General features: G+C 75.1%; 10 protein-coding genes and 1 tRNA gene. 9 read left to right on the forward strand and 2 right to left on the reverse strand.

The features are described from left to right. Positions 1–66 precede the first annotated feature (66 nt). From ABT354_RS31615 to ABT354_RS31640, 6 genes are all read left to right on the forward strand, one after another. Positions 67–885 carry a MetQ/NlpA family ABC transporter substrate-binding protein gene (locus ABT354_RS31615; RefSeq protein ID WP_351500148.1) on the forward strand — a complete coding sequence of 273 codons (819 nt, stop codon included), beginning with the start codon at positions 67–69 and terminating at the stop codon, positions 883–885. 196 nt (positions 886–1,081) lie between these two features. Continuing rightward, the gene (locus ABT354_RS31620) at positions 1,082–1,717 is read left to right on the forward strand and encodes a GNAT family N-acetyltransferase (RefSeq protein ID WP_351500150.1); all 636 of its coding nucleotides are present in this window, start codon (positions 1,082–1,084) and stop codon (positions 1,715–1,717) included. Positions 1,718–1,964: 247 nt separating this feature from the next. Next, a complete protein-coding gene (gene cbiE, locus ABT354_RS31625) occupies positions 1,965–3,188 on the forward strand; it encodes a precorrin-6y C5,15-methyltransferase (decarboxylating) subunit CbiE (protein ID WP_351500152.1) in 1,224 nt (407 codons plus the stop codon). A gap of 340 nt (positions 3,189–3,528) precedes the next feature. After that, positions 3,529–7,233 carry a nicotinate-nucleotide--dimethylbenzimidazole phosphoribosyltransferase gene (cobT, locus tag ABT354_RS31630; RefSeq protein ID WP_351500154.1) on the forward strand — a complete coding sequence of 1,235 codons (3,705 nt, stop codon included), beginning with the start codon at positions 3,529–3,531 and terminating at the stop codon, positions 7,231–7,233. 238 nt (positions 7,234–7,471) lie between these two features. Further along, entirely contained in the window at positions 7,472–8,728 is a 1,257-nt protein-coding gene (gene cobA, locus ABT354_RS31635; protein ID WP_351500156.1) for a uroporphyrinogen-III C-methyltransferase, read from the forward strand. A 176-nt stretch (positions 8,729–8,904) separates the two neighbouring features. Beyond that, positions 8,905–9,723, forward strand: coding sequence for a TrmH family RNA methyltransferase (locus ABT354_RS31640; RefSeq protein ID WP_351500158.1), 819 nt, complete (start codon positions 8,905–8,907; stop codon positions 9,721–9,723). A 74-nt stretch (positions 9,724–9,797) separates the two neighbouring features. Here the strand turns inward: ABT354_RS31640 and ABT354_RS31645 are convergent, their stop codons facing one another. After that, positions 9,798–10,970 (reverse strand): serine/threonine-protein kinase, encoded by a 1,173-nt coding sequence (locus ABT354_RS31645; protein ID WP_351500161.1) that lies wholly within the window; start codon positions 10,968–10,970, stop codon positions 9,798–9,800. A 720-nt stretch (positions 10,971–11,690) separates the two neighbouring features. Here ABT354_RS31645 and ABT354_RS31650 point away from each other — a divergent pair. The 3 genes from ABT354_RS31650 to ABT354_RS31660 all read left to right on the forward strand — a co-directional run bounded on the left by ABT354_RS31650 (position 11,691) and on the right by ABT354_RS31660 (position 13,669). Next, positions 11,691–11,882: a hypothetical protein gene (locus tag ABT354_RS31650; protein WP_351500163.1), complete on the forward strand. Its 192-nt coding sequence runs from the start codon at positions 11,691–11,693 to the stop codon at positions 11,880–11,882. 321 nt (positions 11,883–12,203) lie between these two features. Beyond that, positions 12,204–13,220, forward strand: a complete 1,017-nt coding sequence (locus tag ABT354_RS31655; protein WP_351500165.1) for a phosphotransferase family protein — start codon at positions 12,204–12,206, stop codon at positions 13,218–13,220. Between the two features lie 68 nt (positions 13,221–13,288). Beyond that, entirely contained in the window at positions 13,289–13,669 is a 381-nt protein-coding gene (locus ABT354_RS31660) for a TFIIB-type zinc ribbon-containing protein (protein ID WP_351500167.1), read from the forward strand. A 111-nt stretch (positions 13,670–13,780) separates the two neighbouring features. Here the strand turns inward: ABT354_RS31660 and ABT354_RS31665 are convergent. Beyond that, a tRNA-Val gene (locus tag ABT354_RS31665) sits at positions 13,781–13,855 on the reverse strand. Positions 13,856–13,857: the final 2 nt, after the last annotated feature.

Raw genomic sequence — 13,857 nt, forward strand, 5'->3', positions numbered from 1 at the left:
GCCCCGAGGGCCCACCGGCCCGCCGGAGCCGTACCACCCGCACCACCCTGGAGAAAGGCACTTTTCGTGCGTAACACCACCAAGATCACCGCTGCTGTCCTGGCCGCCGGAGCCCTCACCCTCGGACTCACCGGCTGCTCCTCCGACGAGGGGGACGACAACACCCTCACCGTCGCCGCCAGCTCCGTCCCGCACGCCGAGATCCTCGGCTATGTCAAGGACAAGCTCGCCGCGAAGGAGGACCTCAAGCTGGAGGTCCGGGAGTTCACCGACTACGTGACCCCCAACACGGCCACCCAGGACGGCCAGGTCGACGCCAACTACTTCCAGCACAAGCCCTACCTGGACGACTTCAACAAGAAGCGCAAGACGACCATCGTCCCCGTCGTCACCGTCCACCTGGAGCCGCTGGGCCTCTACTCCCAGAAGGCCGACGACCTCGCCGCCCTCAGGAGCGGTGCCACCGTCGCCATCCCCAACGACACCACCAACGAGGCCCGCGCCCTCAAGCTCCTGGAGGAGAACGGCCTCATCAAGCTGAAGCCGGGCGCCGGCAACGAGGCCACCCCCAAGGACATCGCCGAGAACCCCAGGAAGCTGGAGTTCAAGGAGGTCGAGGCGGCCCAGGCCCCCCGCGTCCTCGGTGAGGTGGACGCCGCCGTCATCAACGGCAACTACGCCGTCGAGGCCAAGCTGAGCCCGAAGAAGGACTCCCTCGCCCTGGAGTCGGCCCAGAACAACCCGTACGGCAACTTCCTCGCCGTCAAGAAGGGCAACGAGGACGACGAGCAGATCAAGAAGCTCGCCAAGCTCCTCGCCTCGCCCGAGGTGAAGAAGTTCATCGAGGACACCTACGACGGGTCCGTCATCCCGGCCGCCGGCTGACCGGAGGCCACCGGCCCAGGGTCACCCCGGCGGGGCCCCGCACTCCCTTCGAGGGGTGTGCGGGGCCCGCCGCTTCTCCCCCGCCGGGCAAGTGCGGGACCCTGTGGTGCAGTTCGCGGGCCCATGCTGCATGCTGGGCTTTTCGGCAGGCCCACGGTTCTACGGTTTCAGCAGGCCCCTGGCTACGGAGCGGCGCATGACTACCACCTTCCCGGACGTGTCCATCAGCACGGAGCGGTTGGTGCTGCGCCCCTTCGAGGACGCCGACATCCCCGCGTACACCGAGATGATGAACGACGAGCAGATCACCGCGTGGACCACCGCCCCGTACCCCTACACCACCGCCGACGCGGAACACTGGGTACGCTCCGCCGCCCCCGCACAGCGCACCGGCGGCCGGGGCATCGCGCTCGCCGTCACCGAATTCCTCACCCAGCGGCTCGTCGGCACCGTCCGGCTCCACCACACCGACTGGCGCACCCGCGCCACCGAGGCCTCCTATGTCACCGCCCCCTGGGCGCGCGGTGAGGGATATGCCACCGAATCCCTGCTGGCCACCGCCAAATGGCTCTTCCGGGACCAGCGCTTCGAACGGCTGGAGCTGCGCACCCCCGCCGACAACACCGCCTCCCAGCAGGTCGCCCAGAAGACCGGGGCGATCAGCGAGGGCGTCCTGCGGAACGCCTGGATAGCGCGCACCCGCGCCGGGGACCGGGGCTGGAGCCCGGTCCGTACCGACCTCATCGTCTGGAGCCTGCTCCCCGAGGACCTGGAGGGCGGCACCGACCATCTCGCCGAGTTCGGCTACGCCTCCTTCACCGAACTGGCCTGACTTCATCGAACCGGCCTGACACCCCCGCCGCCGGACCTGCCGGACCCGCCGCCGGACCTGCCGGACCTGTCGCCCCCCGGTGGCCCCTTCCGCCACCTCGCACCCCTCCCGTACCGAACCGGTCCGCCCGCCACCGGCACCGCCCGTACCGAACCGGCCCGCCCAGCTCCGCGCGCCAGGTAATGTCACCCTGCCCGACCCGCGGGGTTCCGGCACCACCTGCGACGACACCAGGAGAGATACGACCATGGCCGACCGCGTCACGGTGATCGGCTGGGACGGCTCACCCCTCACCGCCGCGGCCAGGTCCGCCCTCGGCGCCGCGACCCTGGTCGCCGGGGCCGCCCACCATCTCGGCCTGCCCGAGGTGCCCCCGCACGCCGAACGCGTCCGGCTGGGCAGCGTCGATCTCGCCGCCCGCCGGATCGCCGGCCACCGGGGCACCGCCGTGGTCCTCGCCGACGGCGACCCCGGCTTCTTCGGGGTCGTCCGCACCCTGCGCGCCCCCGAGCACGGGCTTGAGGTCGAGGTGGTCCCCGCCGTCTCTTCCGTCGCCGCCGCCTTCGCCCGCGCCGGTACCCCCTGGGACGACGCCCGGATCGTGGTCGCCCACCCCCGCACCCTGCGCCGCGCGGTCAATGTCTGCCGCGCCCACCCCAAGGTCGCCGTGCTCACCTCGCCCGGGGCGGGCCCCGCCGAACTGGCCCTGCTGCTGGAGGGCGTCCACCGCACCTTTGTCATCTGCGAGGAGCTGGGCACCACCCGCGAACAGGTCACCGTCCTCACCTCCGACAAGGCCGCCGACCACGCCTGGCGCGACCCCAATGTGGTGATCGTGATCGGTGGCGGGGCCGCCCCGGGCGCCCCGGGCGCCGGCTGGCTCGCCGGGGGCGACCCCGGCCGGGCGGTGGCCGGGCGCGGCTGGGCGCGGGCCCGGCCCGCCGACGGCCCACCCGCCCCGGGGGAGGGCGAGTCGGAACAGCTGCGGGCCCTGCAACTCGCCCGCACCGGCCCCCGCACCGGCGATCTGGTCTGGGACATCGGCTCCGGCTCCGGTGCCTTCGCCACCGACGCCGCCCGCTTCGGCGCCGCGGTGATCGCCGTCGACGCCGACCGGAACGCCTGCGCCCGCACCGACGCCACCGCGCGCCGGGCGGGCGCCCTGATCCAGGTGGTGCACGGCCGGGCCCCCCAGGTCCTGGAGCGGCTGCCGGAACCCGATGTGGTGCGGATCGGGGGCGGCGGCGCCGAGACCGTCACCGCCTGCGCCGATCGCAGACCCGAGCGGATCGTGGCGCACGCCTCCACCCGGGACGAGGCCGAGGCCATCGGCGCGGCCCTGACCGGTGGCGGCTACACCGTCGAGTGTTCCCTGCTCCAGTCGGTCGGACTCGATCCGGTGGGCTGGGCGGAGCAGGGGCGTTCGGTGGTCTTCCTGCTCTCCGGGACACGGCCGGACCGCGCCCCGTGACCCCGGTTGTCCGTGGTGCGGGGTAGGCTGGCCGATCGTTGTACCGCACCCCGGCACATCGTCGACCAGCGTCGCCGACATGCCGGGAGAGCCGGAAAACGGTTGTCGGCAGGGTGCCGGTCCGTGGTACTTCACAGCCGGGGGCGGCGCAACGTGGCGCAGCCCACAGCGGGCCGTGGCGGATCTTCCCGCCAGGGCGGCGAACGGCCGCGAGAATGCTGGAAGTCCGCGGACGGTCGTGCCGCGTGGCATGCCCGCTCGTTCCAGTCGACGGGCGGCCGGCACGGACGGCCGACCGGCGACGGATGAGGGATTCACAACCGATGGGCGAGGGGTACGCATGACCGACACCGGCCAGGTCCCGGGCGAGGGACAGCCGGAGAACGCGGGCGCGGTGGAGCAGCGGCCGGGTGTCCCCGGCGGCGGTGCCTACACCTTCCTGACCCCCTCCGGCCTGACCCCTTCCGGACAGCTTCACGAGGACGACGACCAGTTGCTGATGCCGGGCGCACAGGGGGCGTGGAGCGATCCGCAGACCCTCGCCCTCCAGCACGGGCCGCAGAGCGGACAGGTACGGGTGCCGGAGCAGTACACCGCCGTCCCGGACGGGCAGCCGCCGGTCGCGCCGGACGCGGTGCCCGCGCCGGAGCTGGCCGCGCCCACCGATCTGGGGGCGCCGGCCGTCCCCGCGCCCCCGGCCGCGCCGCCGGTGGGGACGGCGGCTCCGATGCCGCCGGTCGCCCGCCGTCCGCTGCACATGGGCCCGCCGCTGCCGGACTCCACCGGTGGCGTGGTGCGTTCGCTGGCCGACCGGGGTCCCGCCGGGGTGGCGCCGCACCCGCTGACCGCGCGCAGCGCCCCGCCCGCGCCGCCGGTCGCCGAGGAGCAGATCACCGAGCAGATCCCGCAGGAGGAGCCGGTGCTGCCGGGGCCTCAGCTGGGGGAGATCCCGCCGCAGCCGGGGGCCCCGTGGGGGCCGCCGCAGGCCGGGGGAGCGGTGCCGGAGGCGCCTGTTCCCGCCGCCGTGGAGGAGCCTGCCGTGGTGGAGCCCGCCGTCGTGGAGCCGGTCGCTCCCGTCGAGCCGGTCGCCGCGGTCGAGGAGCCGGCCGAGGAGACCGTTGCCGTGGAGCCGGCCGCGCCCGTGGCGGAGGCCGTGCCGGCTGAGGTCGTGGTCGAGCCGGTCGCCCCGGTGACGCAGGAGGCCGTGGCACCCGAGGCCGTGGCGCCCGCGCCCGAGGAGGCCGCCGGCCCGGTGGCGGTGGAGCCCGTACCGGAGCAGCCGGCCGAGCAGGTGCCGGTGGAGGTTGTTCCGCAGGTCGTGGAGCCGGTGGAGCAGCAGGTCGAGCCGGAGGCCGTGCCGCAGCAGGCGGAGGTGCCGGTGGCGCCGGTCGCGGTCGTGGAGGCCGTGGCGGTGGAGGCGCCGGAGGGTGTCGCTCCGGAGGCCGTCGAGGTCGCCGAGGCCGCCGAGGTCGTCGTCCCGGTCGAGGCCGAGCAGGTCGAGCAGCCGGCACAGGCCGTGGTGGTCGAGCAGGCCGAGACGGTCGAGCCGCCCGTGGACGTGGCCGTACCCGAGGCGGTCCCGGCGGTGGAGCCCGTACCGGAGCAGCCGGCCGAGCAGGTGCCGGTGGAGGTTGTTCCGCAGGCCGTGGAGTCGGTGGAGCAGCAGGTCGAGCAGGAGGCCGTGCCGCAGCAGGCGGAGGTGCCGGTGGCGCCGGTCGCGGTCGTGGAGGCCGTGGCGGTGGAGGCGCCGGAGGGTGTCGCTCCGGAGGCCGTCGAGGTCGCCGAGGCCGCCGAGGTCGTCGTCCCGGTCGAGGCCGAGCAGCCCGTACCGCAGGAGCAGCCCGGGGTCGCTCCCGAGCCGGTCGCGGAGGTGCCGGCCGTGGACGCCCCGGTCCAGGAGCCCTCCCTCCAGGAGCCCCCGGTACAGGAGTCCGCAGCCCAGGAATCCGCAGTCCAGGAGTCCGCGCCGCTGCCCGCCGAGGAGCTGCCCGAGGCGGTCGCCGCCGTGGCCGCCCCCGAGCAGGCGACCGCTCCCGAAGCGGCGCCGGTGGCCGTCCCGGCCGAGCCGGTGACCCCCGTGGTCCCGGTCCCGGCCGCCGACGCGCCCGAGGCGCCCGTCGCCCCGGAGGCCGTCCTTCCGCCGGAGGCACCCGCCGCGCCGGAGGCCGTCCCGGAGCAGGAGCCCGTACCGGAGCAGGAGGCCGTCGCGGAAGCCGGTCCCGTGCCGCAGGAGACCGTTCCGCAGGAGTCCGCACCGGAAGCCGGCCCGACGGCGGAGACCGACGGGCCCGAGGCCGCCGCCCCCGCCCGTGGCGCGCCCGCGCCCGGGTACGACGACGCCGAGCGCGAGGCCGTGCTCCGCGTGATGCGCGAGCGCCGCGACATCCGCAACGGCTTCCGCAGCGACCCCATCCCGCACGAGGTCCTGCTGCGGGTCCTGGAAGCCGCGCACACCGCGCCCAGCGTGGGCCACTCCCAGCCCTGGGACTTCGTCGTCATCCGCTCCGCCGAGACCCGGAGCACCATGCACGAACTCGCCCAGCGCCAGCGGGACGCGTACGCCAAGACGCTCCCCAAGGGCCGGGCGAAGCAGTTCAAGGAACTGAAGATCGAGGCCATCCTCGAAACGCCGGTCAATATCGTCGTCACCGCCGACCCCACCCGGGGCGGCCGGCACACCCTGGGCCGCCACACCCAGCCCCAGATGGCCCCCTACTCCTCGGCCCTCGCCGTGGAGAACCTCTGGCTCGCCGCGCGCGCCGAGGGCCTGGGCGTCGGCTGGGTGAGCTTCTTCGACGAGCGCGAGATGGTCCGGGCGCTGGGGCTCCCCGAGCATCTGGAGGTCGTCGCCTACCTCTGTGTCGGGTATGTCGACGAGTTCCCCGAGGACCCCGAGCTGATGCAGGCCGGGTGGTCCCGGCGCCGCCCGCTCTCCTGGGTCGTCCACGAGGAGACCTACGGCCGCCGGGCGCTGCCCGGCGAGGAGCCGCACGATCTGCTCCAGGAGACCGTCGCCAACATCCGCCCGCTGGACGCGAAGGCGCTCGGCGAGGCGTGGGAGCGGCAGAAGCGGATGACCAAGCCCGCGGGCGCGCTGGGCATGCTGGAGATCATCTCCGCGCAGCTCAGCGGATTGTCCCGGATGTGCCCGCCGCCGATCCCGGAGCCCGCGGCGGTCGCGATCTTCGCCGGTGACCACGGGGTGCACGCCCAGGGGGTGACCTCCTGGCCGCAGGAGGTCACCGCCCAGATGGTCGCCAACTTCCTCGGTGGGGGAGCGGTCTGCAACGCCTTTGCCCACCAGGTCGGGGCGGAGGTCTGTGTCATCGACGTCGGTGTCGCCACCGATCTCCCCGCGACCCCCGGACTGCTGCCGCGTAAGGTCCGCCCCGGCACCGCGGACTTCACCACGGGTCCGGCGCTGACCCGTGAGGAGGCCCTCGCGGCCATCGAGGTCGGTATCGAGACCGCCCGCGATCTGGTGGCGGCGGGCAACCGCGCGCTGCTCACCGGTGAGATGGGCATCGCCAATACGACCGTCTCGGCCGCGCTGATCTCGGTCTTCACCGGGGTCGACCCGAGCGAGATCACCGGCCGGGGTACGGGCATCAACGACGAGACCCATGCCCGCAAGGTCGATGTGGTCCGGCGCGCGCTGGAGCTGCACGCGCCCGACCCCGCCGACCCGGTGGGTGTGCTCGCGGCGGTCGGCGGTCTGGAGCACGCCGCGCTGGTCGGTCTGATCCTGGGCGGTGCCTCGCTGCGTACGCCGGTGGTGCTGGACGGGGTATCGGCGGGCGCCGCGGCGCTGGTCGCCCGGGCCATCGCCCCCGAGGCGCTGGCGGCGTGCATCGCGGGTCACCGCAGCGCGGAGCCCGGCCACGTCGCCGCGCTGAACAAGCTGGGTCTGCGTCCCCTGGTCGACCTCGATCTGCGCCTGGGTGAGGGTACGGGAGCGCTGCTGTCGCTGCCGCTGATCCAGAGCGCGGCGCGGGCGATGCACGAGGTGGCGACCTTTGACTCGGCGGGCGTCACCGAGAAGTAGCCGGCGGCTCCCGGGGCCCGGTCCGGCCCCGCTCCGGGCGCCGGACCGCCCCGAGCCCCCGGGGTGCGGGCCGTCGCGCACCCCCGAGCCAAGGAGGCCCGGGCCCGGCCCCCGGACGCCCTCCGTCCGCCGCCCCGCCGCCACGTAGAGTTGGCGCCGGGGAAACCCCTCCCCACCAGCCGCTTCGCCATCCAGGCAGCCGCGGCCCGCCCCGTACCGCCCGAGGAGTTCCCGCGCCATGGCCGATCACCCCGCCTACCCCGTCGGACTCCGCCTCGCCGGGCGCCGCGTCGTCGTGCTCGGCGGCGGCCAGGTCGCCCAGCGCCGGCTGCCCGCGCTGATCGCGGCGGGCGCGGACATCCTGCTGGTCTCGCCGTCGGCCACCCCCTCGGTGGAGGCGATGGTCACCGCCGGTGAGATCTGCTGGGAGCGGCGCCGGTACGCGGAGGGCGACTTCGAAGGCGCCTGGTACGCGCTGATCGCCACCACCGACCCGGAGGCCAACACCCGTGCCTCCGCCGAGGCCGAGCGGTCCCGGGTCTGGTGCGTCCGTTCCGACGACGCGCACGCCGCCACCGCCTGGACCCCGGCCACCGGCCGCTCCGAGGGCGTCACGGTCGCGGTGCTCACCACCGACCCGCAGGGCCGTGACCCCCGCCGTTCCGCCGCCCTGCGGGATGCCATCGTGGAGGGGCTGCGGGACGGCACCCTCAGCGCGCCCCAGCACCGTACGAGGGTTCCCGGGGTCGCCCTGGTCGGCGGGGGCCCCGGCGACCCGGATCTGATCACGGTCCGGGGCCGCCGGCTCCTCGCCGAGGCGGATGTGGTCATCGCGGACCGGCTCGGCCCCCGGGACCTCCTCGCGGAGCTGCCCCCGCAGGTCGAGGTCATCGACGCGGCGAAGATCCCGTACGGCCGTTTCATGGCCCAGGAGGCCATCAACGCCGCGCTGATCGAGCACGCCAGGGCGGGGAAGGCCGTCGTCCGGCTCAAGGGCGGCGACCCCTTTGTCTTCGGCCGGGGGATGGAGGAGGCCGAGGCCCTCGCCGAGGCCGGGATCCCCTGCACCGTGGTGCCCGGGATCTCCAGCTCCATCAGCGTCCCCGGCGCGGCCGGCATCCCGGTCACCCACCGGGGTGTCGCCCATGAGTTCACCGTGGTCAGCGGTCATGTCGCCCCCGACGACGACCGCTCCCTGGTGGACTGGGCGGCGCTGGCCCGGCTCCGTGGCACCCTGGTGGTGCTGATGGGCGTCGACAAGATCGGCGCCATCGCGCAGACCCTGGTGGCGAACGGCCGGGCGGCGCACACCCCCGTGGCCCTGATCCAGGAGGGGACCACGGCCGCCCAGCGCCGGGTGGACGCCACCCTCGCCACCGTCGCCGAGACGGTCGTCGCCGAGGAGATCCGCCCGCCGGCGGTCATCGTCATCGGCGAGGTGGTCGCCCTGGGCGGCGGACCGGCCGTGACGGGTGGACCGACCACGACCGGCTGACCGACCACGACCGAGGGGCCGACCACGACCGGCTGACCGGCCGGCCCGCACCGCGTCACCGGCAGCCGCGCCCACCCGGGCGCACCCCCGGCAGCCGCACCCACCTCGGCGTAACCATCAGTAACCCGCCTGGTCCCAGGCGTTGGCACCACCCCCGGAGAGGGCAGTATCACCTCGTGGCCGATCTCATCACCATCGACGACCCGGACGACCCCCGTCTCCATGACTACACCGGCCTGACCGATGTCGAGCTGCGCCGCAGACGCGAGCCGGCCGAGGGGCTCTTCATCGCGGAGGGCGAGAAGGTCATCCGGCGGGCCCGGGACGCCGGGTACGCGATGCGGTCGATGCTGCTCTCCGCCAAGTGGGTCGATGTCATGCGCGATGTCATCGACGAGCTGCCCGCGCCGGTGTACGCGGTCAGCCCCGAGCTGGCCGAACGGGTCACCGGCTACCACGTGCACCGGGGCGCCCTCGCCTCCATGCAGCGGAAGATCCTGCCCACCGCCACCGAACTCCTGGGCACCGCCCGCCGGGTGGCGATCATGGAATCCGTCAATGACCACACCAATATCGGCGCCATCTTCCGCAGCGCCGCCGCGCTCGGCATGGACGCGGTGCTGCTCTCCCCGGACTGCGCCGACCCGCTCTACCGCCGGTCCGTGAAGGTGTCGATGGGCGCGGTCTTCTCGGTGCCGTATGCCCGGCTCGACGGCTGGCCCAAGGGGCTCGACGCGGTACGGGAGGCCGGGTTCACCCTGCTGGCCCTCACCCCCCGGGAGAAGGCCACCGTCATCGACGCGGTCGCGCCCCACCGGATGGACAGGGTCGCGCTGATGCTGGGCGCGGAGGGGGAGGGCCTCAGCAACCAGGCGCTGAGGGCGGCGGACGACTGGGTCCGTATCCCGATGGCGCACGGGGTGGACTCGCTCAATGTCGGCGCCGCCGCCGCGGTCGCCTTCTACGCCGTCACCGCGGGCCGCCCCCAGTCCTGAGCCCTTCCAGTCCTGAACCCGCTGAGCCTCGGGGCCCGTGAAGAGCCTCCGGGCTCAGGGGCTCCCGGGAGGTTCTAGAGCTTCTGCGCCGCCGCGATGCCCAGCGCCACGATCAGGGTCACCACGAAGAAGACCACGATCCGCTGGCGCAGCAGCCGGGGGTTGGCGGGCCGCCGCCCGGTGCCGGTCGTCCGGACACCGGAGCCGGGGCCCGGGCGGCCGCCGGTGCGCGCCGGGGGACGGGGCCGGCCGCCGCCGCGCCCGCCCGTCGGTCCGGTGCGCCGCTCGGGACGCCCGTCCCCCCGGTCCAGCCGCTCGGTGCGGGCGGTCGCCGCCGATCTCGGCGGGCGCTCCGGATAGCGGGCGGTCGGACGGTCGGTGTCGACGCGCTCCCGGGGAGCCGGAGGCCGTGCCTCCACGGCCCCCTGGGCCTCCCGGGCCGCGATCTCCTTCAGCCGCATGGAGAGCTGGAGGGTGCTGGGCCGGTCCTCGGGATCCTTCGCCAGACAGGCCCGCAGCAGCGGGGCCAGCGCATCCGGCACCCCCTGGAGCTGCGGCTCCTCATGGACGACGCGATAGAGCATCACCTCGGAGCCGCCATGGCCGAAGGGGGAGTCCGCGGTGGCGGCGTAGGCGAGGGTCGCCCCCAGCGAGAACACATCGGTGGCCGGGGTCACCGCGACCCCGCGCACCTGCTCCGGGGCGAGGAAGCCGGGGGAGCCGACGGCCGTGCCCACATGGGTGAGGGTGCTCGCCCCGGTGGCCCAGGCGATGCCGAAGTCGATGATGCGGGGGCCCTTGGGGGAGAGCAGGATGTTCGACGGCTTGAGGTCCCGGTGGACCACCCCCGCCTCATGCACCGCGACCAGCCCCTCCGAGAGCGCCGCCCCGATGGCCGCCACCTCGGCGGCGTGCAGCACACCCTCCTCGGCGACCCGGTCGTGGAGCGAGGGGCCGGGGACGTACTGGGTGGCGAACCAGGGCCGCTCCGCGTCCAGATCGGCCGCGACCAGCCGTGCGGTGCAGCCGCCCCGGATCCGCCGGGCGGCGGACACCTCGCGGGCGAACCGGGAGCGGAACTCCTGGTCCTCCGCCAGGTCGGGCCGGATCACCTTCAGCGCCACCCGCTGGCCGCGCCGGTCCGAGCCCAGATAGACGACGCCCATCCCGCCCGCGCCGAGCCGACGGTGCAGCCGGAACGAGCCGACGACCCGCGGATCCTCGCGCCGGAGCCGCATCATCGCCATGTCCGTCCCCTACCTGGGGGTGGGGCCACCCCCCTGCCTGCGGCGGGAGGATGCCCGCCCTGCCGAGTGGATGGGGGCCGGTCCCCCACCCCTGGTCCGCCGGGCCGGGTGTGCCCCGCTCCGCCGGTTGATCGTCCGCTTTCGCCGGGGCACAGCTTACGTACCCCCGCCCCGGCGCGCTCATAGGCCGCGCCCTCCATGGCGGGCCGATCCTCCACGGGGGGAAACCGGCCCGAAGCGCGGGCCGGAAAGGCGAGTTCCGGCCAGGGTGGCCGATGCCCCGGGGCAACGGGCCGGAGCCACAAGGGGATTGACCCGGTGAGCCGTGCCGTGTCCGGGCGCGGTGCGGGGCGGGCGGGGCGGCGGGGGCGGGAGATGTCCTGACACACCGGGCGGCGCCCGGGACCCGGGTACCACGCGGACCGGGGGCGGGAGTGAGCGAAGTCACCCGGCCCCGGTCCCTCCGCGCCCGGACCGCCGCCGGACCGGAGTGCCCGGGCGGCTGGTAGTCAGGGAAGCCCCCGACCCCGGGACCCGCGTCTCCACCCTGGGGAGTACATCGAAGGGCCACGGCTCATCCTCCCGGAGGCCCGTCATTCGGTACGCGGGCATGACGTGAGGGGCTCCCGGGGTGCCTAGGCTTGGGATCAAGCGGCGGGTGAACGCACTCGTCCCCCGAGGTCACACACCCGCCGCTGCCAATGCGAGAGGAGAGGGACCATGGCGGACACCGCGGCGCGGAACTACGTCCGGACCCGGGCACACAGTGCCCCGGCGCCGTCCGGGCGGCGGCACCCGCTGGTCGCGACCGCCATGGTCCTCCCTCTGGCCGCCCTTCTGGTGGTCGCCTTCGGCGGCTGGGAAGCGGTGGTCACACATGCGTCGTCCGTGGGCGTGATGCTGGGGCGCTGAGCGGCGCCCCGGACCCGGAAGAGCGGTCCGGGTCGGGGACATCCGGCCAATAACCCCGTGGGGACGGGGGTGCGGCGGACGGCAGGCAATGGCCGGTCAGCTGGGGAGCTGACCGGCCATTCGCGCTGCCCGGCCCCCGTATGCGGCCCGGCCCGCCAAGCTGCCCGGCCGCCCCCCCGCATGCCGCCCGGCCCCTGGTACGCCCGACCCTCCGCGCGGTCGGCCTTCCCGTGTGCCCGGCCCCCTCATGCCGCCCTGCCCTCCCCGCGCTGCCCGGCGCGTAGGCTCCCGGGGATCAATGTCCGTCACCCGGGGGAGACCGTGACCACAGCCGTCGTCCGCGCACTCGACGCCGCCGCCCGCGCGGCCGCCCACGCCCGGCTCCCGGACGCCACCGCCTCCTGCCCCGGGTGCGGCGCGGCGCCCCAGGTGCTCGCCGACCGCGACGACGGTGTGGTCGTCCGCCATGGCGCGGCCGTCGCCAAGGCGCACGCACCGGACACCGACCCCGAGGGGCACCGCGTCCGGATCGCGGTCGCCGCCCACCCCCTGCTCCACGGGATCCTGCTGCCGCCCCTGCCGCCTCTGCCGCCCCCGCCATCCGGGAGCCCTGGGAGCCCCGGGAGTTCCGCCGACGCCGGGGGACGGCCCGTCACCGCCTGGCCGTACGGCACCCCCGTCGACCCGGAGGCTCCGGACGCCGCGCCCTGGGAGGAGGCCGCCGCCCTGCTCGCCCGGTTGCACCGGGTGGACCCGGCGGCCCTGCCGGGACCGCTGCCGCCGATGCGCGGCCCCGCCAAGGCCGCCCGTGCCGTCCGCCGGATGCGGGCCGTCGCCGCCGACCACCCCGGCGCGGCCCCCGTGGAGGCGGCCTGGGCCGGCCTCCCCGCCTGGGCCCGGGGCGAGGCCCCCGCCCCCCGGGGCGGTCTCCTCTGCCACGGCGACCTCCATCTGGGCCAGCTGGTGCGCCACCCCGTCCCCGGTGGGCCCTGGCTGCTGATCGACGGGGACGATCTGGGCCTCGGGGACCCCGCCTGGGACCTGGCCCGCCCCGCCGCCTGGTACGCGGCCGGTCTGCTGCCCCCCGTGGTCTGGCAGCGCTTCCTGGACGCCTACCGGGGGGCGCGCGGCCCCGCCGTCGGGCGGGGCCCCGGGGACGACCCCTGGCGGTGGCTGGATGTCCCGGCGCGCGCCCTGACGGTGCAGACCGCCGCGCTCGCCCTGGTCCGGGCCGTCGCCGAGGCCCGTGAGCCCGATGAGACCGATCGCGCGGTGATCGACGCCTGTGACCGAATCGCCATACTCGGGCCCGAGTTGGAGACCACCCGTCCGGCGTAGTCTGCTGTCGTGCGCTGTGATCATCACAGTGCGCCGACGACCGATCGGCGAGGAGCTGAGCTACGACCATGCAGTGTCCCAAGTGCCATGCACCGATGCATTCGTTGAACCGCAATGGCGTCCAGATCGAGCAGTGCGGCGGCTGCCGGGGGATCTTCCTGGACTATGGGGAGCTGGAGTCGCTCACCCGGCTGGAGGCCCAGTGGATGGGGCAGACCGCGGGGCCCGGCGGACCCGCCTGGGCCGCCCCGCAGCACGGTGGGTACTACGACGCCCATGGTGTGTACCACCCGGGGCCGGCCCCGGGTCACGCCGCCCCGGGCCATGCGCCCGGTCACGCCCCTGGTCATCACGCCCCCGGTCATGCGCCCGGCCACGGCGGACACCACGGGGGGCACCACGGAGGCCACCACCAGCGGGGCTTCGGCCGGATGCTCTTCTCGTCCTGAGCGCCCTGAGCGCCCCGGGTGTCCTGAGCGCCCCGGGTGTCCGGGCCACCCGCGGACGCGAGGGCGCCGACGCGAGAACCCCCGGCCGTCGGGACGGCCGGGGGTTCCGGGTGGTGCGCGATACTGGGATTGAACCAGTGACCTCTTCCGTGTCAGGGAAGCGCTCTCCCGCTGAGCTAATCGCGCGG

It is taken from the genome of Streptomyces sp. NPDC000594, assembly GCF_040299965.1.
Classification (GTDB): domain Bacteria; phylum Actinomycetota; class Actinomycetes; order Streptomycetales; family Streptomycetaceae; genus Streptomyces.

Excerpts from the sequence above, each read along its gene's own strand:
- ABT354_RS31620 (WP_351500150.1), top strand. The coding sequence starts at position 1,082 with ATGACTACCACCTTCCCGGACGTGTCCATCAGCACGGAGCGGTTGGTG.
- cbiE (WP_351500152.1), top strand. The coding sequence starts at position 1,965 with ATGGCCGACCGCGTCACGGTGATCGGCTGGGACGGCTCACCCCTCACC.
- cobT (WP_351500154.1), top strand. The coding sequence starts at position 3,529 with ATGACCGACACCGGCCAGGTCCCGGGCGAGGGACAGCCGGAGAACGCG.
- cobA (WP_351500156.1), top strand. The coding sequence starts at position 7,472 with ATGGCCGATCACCCCGCCTACCCCGTCGGACTCCGCCTCGCCGGGCGC.
- ABT354_RS31645 (WP_351500161.1), bottom strand. The coding sequence starts at position 10,970 with ATGGCGATGATGCGGCTCCGGCGCGAGGATCCGCGGGTCGTCGGCTCG.
- ABT354_RS31650 (WP_351500163.1), top strand. The coding sequence starts at position 11,691 with ATGGCGGACACCGCGGCGCGGAACTACGTCCGGACCCGGGCACACAGT.
- ABT354_RS31660 (WP_351500167.1), top strand. The coding sequence starts at position 13,289 with ATGCAGTGTCCCAAGTGCCATGCACCGATGCATTCGTTGAACCGCAAT.